This window comes from Sulfurimonas sp. (genome assembly GCF_028694895.1).
In the GTDB taxonomy this organism is placed as follows: Bacteria; Campylobacterota; Campylobacteria; order Campylobacterales; family Sulfurimonadaceae; genus Sulfurimonas.
In genome coordinates this window covers 1-3,900 of sequence record NZ_JAQVKA010000124.1, presented here as the reverse complement: position 1 = coordinate 3,900, position 3,900 = coordinate 1, and the positions used below count along the sequence as shown (strand labels likewise).

Below are 3,900 nucleotides of genomic sequence, written 5' to 3'. Positions count from 1 at the left end.
TAGCTGGTGAGATGGTACTTTTAACAGATAAAGTTGCAAGAGTAGATTGTTCAGGGAGAATTGCGTCTGATTCAAAAACTCCTTATGTCCATATACTAAGAAATAGCCTTAACAATATGCTTGATTCCTCTGAAGCAAATATCGATATTGCGATAGATACACTTCAAAAGTTTTCAAAAGGTCTCTTTGGGACAAGAAGCGAAATACATGTAGAGGCTAAAATGGCTGAGTTGTTAAACAATATCAACCAACTAGGCCAAGCTCTTCAAGGTATGGAAGAAAAAAACAGTGATAGTCAAAAAACTATTGTTGAGTCATCTAAAAAACTAAATGACACTATCTCTACTATCACAAACTCAACTATTAAAGATTTAAAGAGCATGATAAATAGTGCTGTTGAGAGAATACATAATGTCGCGCAAAAAGAGGATGATATGGTTGAAAACCTTCAAACTCTAGTAACAAATGCTAATGAGACAAAAACTATTTTAGCAACCATTGGCGATATCGCTGAGCAGACAAACCTTTTAGCACTAAACGCAGCCATTGAAGCAGCCCGCGCTGGTGAGCATGGACGTGGTTTTGCAGTTGTTGCAGATGAAGTACGTAAACTAGCAGAGAGAACTCAAAAGAGTTTAGCTGAGACTTCAGCTACTACAAATGTTCTTATTCAGTCAATTTCTGAGAGTTCAGATGCACTAAACAAAAATGCTAGAGAAGTAAATGATATCTCTGGTGAAGTTAGCTTAATTAGCGACAAAATGGATGAGATTATCCATACACTAAGTAATCTCTCTAAATAGAGCCCTCTTCTACTCTAAGCCATAAAACAGAGCCCTTTTGGGCTCTCCATAATAGTATCCTTGAAGATAATCAACTCCAAGTTCTTTAACACACTGAGCTATCTCATATGAGCTTACAAACTCTGCCACCGTTTTTATTTCAGTGCTTTTTGCAAATTCAATAAGCCCTTTGACCATAAATCTTGATTTTTCATCAGTTAAAATCTTACTTATTAGCGTTCCATCTAGTTTTAAAAAATCAATATTGAGTTTTATGAGATTTGTAAAATTAGAGTACCCAGAGCCAAAATCATCAATAGAGATTTTACTTCCATAGAGTTTAACCATGTTGATAAATCTCTCTACAACTTCATAATCATCTATCTCTTCAGTCTCAACTATCTCAAAAGTAATTCTATCTCCACCATATTTGTCTAATCTATTTTTTATATAATCAAGCATGCTTTGAGAATTTATATTTTTATATGTCAAATTAATAGAGAAATTAACACTGTTTCTCTCATAAACTTGAAAGACTTTTTGCATCATCTGTCTTGTAAAAAATTCAAATGTATTATCTTCAATAGCTGCATCTAAAAAATCATACGGAGTTACAATTGTTCCATCATATAGCTCTAATCTTGCAAGTGCTTCATATTTCATAACAAAACCATCTTTTGAATCTATTATTGGTTGAAAATATGGAACTATACGCCCATCATGAAGGGCTTCTTTATATACACGGTGTTTGCTAAGAACAGCTTTTCTCGAAGACATATCTTCAGATTTATTCTCATATATCTTATATCTCTCTTTTAGCGAGAGAGCCTCTTGAAGTGCAATATTTGCCATATAATGTAAATGTTCATTTCCATAAGAGATACCAGCTGTAAAATCAGAGATTATCTCTTCTCCATCCTCAGTGCAAAAAAGGCTGTTTTCTATATTGTTAAAAATATAATATTGTAAAATGGAGAGGTATTTTTCAAAAAGAGTTCTGTTTTTTATAAGGATTGCAAATTTTTGAAGATTTAAGCTATAAAGAGTGACTTCTTTTTCTGTAATTATCTCTTTGAGTTTATTACATTTATCAATGATAACTTCTCTTGCCATCTTAAAACCATACAGCTGTTTGATAGGCTCTAGCTGATTTATATGTAACATAACAAGCATAGCATCATCTTGAAGCTTTGAAATATCTCTCATCAGAGCCGTTCTATTTGGTAGGTCTGTCGCCTCATCCATCTTATCGATTTGTAGATGAATATCATCCATATTTTTACAGCTAAGTATCTCCTCCAAGAGTGAAGATATTACTAACTTTTGTTTCTCATCACCATCTGTATAAAGCTTACCCAATCTAGATAGGTTGTCTTCTATTGTTGCTATATCATTCAAAAAAAACCACACTTTATAAATTCAATTAATACTAAAAACTCTATCATATCTTACTTTAATTGTGAGCAATAAAAAATAAAAACAAGCTATAATTCCCACTTTATGGAGAAGATATTTGCTACTTTACATTCACATCCCTTTTTGCGACTCAAAATGTTCATATTGTGCTTTTAACTCTTATGTAGATAAGTTTCATCTAAAAGAGAACTATATGCGAGCCCTATCAACCCAGCTTGAATTTGAACTTGAGAGATTTGATGTTAAAGAAAACTCCATTGAGTCTATTTTTATAGGCGGAGGAACTCCATCTACTGTTGAGCCAAAACATTACAAAACACTATTTGAAACACTAAAACCATACCTTGTAGATAACATCGAGATAACAAGTGAAGCAAACCCAAACAGCGCAACCTATGAGTGGCTTGAGGGAATGTATGCGCTTGGAGTAAATCGTATAAGTTTTGGTGTTCAGAGCTTTAACAAAGAGAAGCTTAAAATCCTTAACCGAGCACATAGTGCAGACCAAGCGCAAGAAGCAGTTTTAAGTGACAAAAAAGTAGGCTTTAAAAACATTTCACTTGATCTTATTTATGCAACGCTCGGTGATACAAAAGAGCTTTTAAAATATGACTTAGAGACAGCCATCTCGCTTCCTATAAATCATCTTAGTGCCTATGCGCTCATTATTGAAGAGGGAACTCCATTTCAATCAAAACCACATATGTCAAAAGAGAGATTGAGCCTTACTTCATGGTTATTTAAAACTATCAAAAAACATGGATTTGAGCAGTATGAGATAAGTAACTTTGGCACGTATAAAAGTACTCATAATCTTGGCTACTGGCGTTATAAAGATTATATAGGGCTTGGAAGTGGTGCTGTTGGCAAACTTGGCCTACAAAGGTACTATCCAACTTCTGATGTTGAGGAGTATATAAACAATCCAACTTTGATAAAAACAGAGTCTTTAAGCCAAGAGGATAAGAAAATAGAGCAGATATTTTTGGGCCTTCGCTCTTGTGTTGGAGTTCATAAAAATATACTAAATGAAAAAGAGCTTCAACGTGCCAATATCTTGGTTGATGAAAAAAAGCTCTCATTAGAAAGTGATACTTTTTACAACAACGAGTATCTACTAGCTGATGAGATTGCTCTGTTTATATCATAGATTAATTATTTTTTAGTTAGAATCCCTCTTCACTATAATTTGAGGATTTATTATGTTTGGTATGGGTTTTACTGAAATTCTTGTTATCGCTATAATCGCTATTCTTTTTCTTGGTCCAGATAAACTACCAGACGCTATGGTCCAGATAGCTAAATTTTTTAGAAATACTAAAAACACTATAAACACTATGAAGAGCACAATAGAAGAAGAGATGCACGTAAAGAGCATAAAAGATGAGGCATTAGCGTATAAAAAAGAGCTACTTGATGCCTCAAATCAAGTAAAGAGTGCAACAGACATAAAACAGATGGCGGCAAAACTAACAACCTTAGAAGATGACACATTTGGAGATATTTTTGATACTCCAAAAACTGAGAGTATCCCAGACAACAAGCCTAAAGAAGTGACTCTACCTAAGAAAAAAAGTACTAAAACTAAAGAAAAATTAGAAGAAGATAATAAAAATGTTTGATGAAATAAAACCACATTTAATTGAATTAAGAAAAAGGCTAGCAATATCTGTTGGTAGTCTATTTGTCATGTTTTTTGTTA

At 33.3% G+C, this 3,900-nt stretch carries 4 protein-coding genes and 1 pseudogene; 4 read left to right on the top strand and 1 reads right to left on the bottom strand.

The features are described 5' to 3' along the window. On the top strand, window positions 1–803 hold an 803-nt coding region (locus tag PHI38_RS09575), incomplete at its 5' end, for a methyl-accepting chemotaxis protein (protein WP_299855550.1). Between the two features lie 9 nt (window positions 804–812). On the opposite strand, the gene PHI38_RS09570 is transcribed toward PHI38_RS09575, so the two are convergent. Beyond that, complete coding sequence (locus tag PHI38_RS09570) at window positions 813–2,180, bottom strand: GGDEF domain-containing protein (RefSeq protein ID WP_299855548.1); 1,368 nt, start codon at window positions 2,178–2,180, stop codon at window positions 813–815. Window positions 2,181–2,295: 115 nt separating this feature from the next. On the opposite strand from PHI38_RS09570, the gene hemW reads away from it, so the two are divergent. The 3 genes and pseudogenes from hemW to PHI38_RS09555 form a co-directional block, all read left to right on the top strand. Continuing rightward, complete coding sequence (gene hemW, locus PHI38_RS09565) at window positions 2,296–3,348, top strand: radical SAM family heme chaperone HemW (RefSeq protein WP_299855545.1); 1,053 nt, start codon at window positions 2,296–2,298, stop codon at window positions 3,346–3,348. A 52-nt stretch (window positions 3,349–3,400) separates the two neighbouring features. Continuing rightward, entirely contained in the window at window positions 3,401–3,820 is a 420-nt protein-coding gene (gene tatB, locus PHI38_RS09560) for a Sec-independent protein translocase protein TatB (RefSeq protein ID WP_299855543.1), read from the top strand. Then, window positions 3,813–3,900 (top strand): annotated as a pseudogene (locus tag PHI38_RS09555) (twin-arginine translocase subunit TatC); the annotation flags it as partial. The gene tatB and the pseudogene PHI38_RS09555, both read left to right, overlap by 8 nt.

Bases quoted from the DNA above. Each gene is read 5' to 3' on its own strand.
- tatB (WP_299855543.1), top strand. From the start codon at position 3,401: ATGTTTGGTATGGGTTTTACTGAAATTCTTGTTATCGCTATAATCGCT.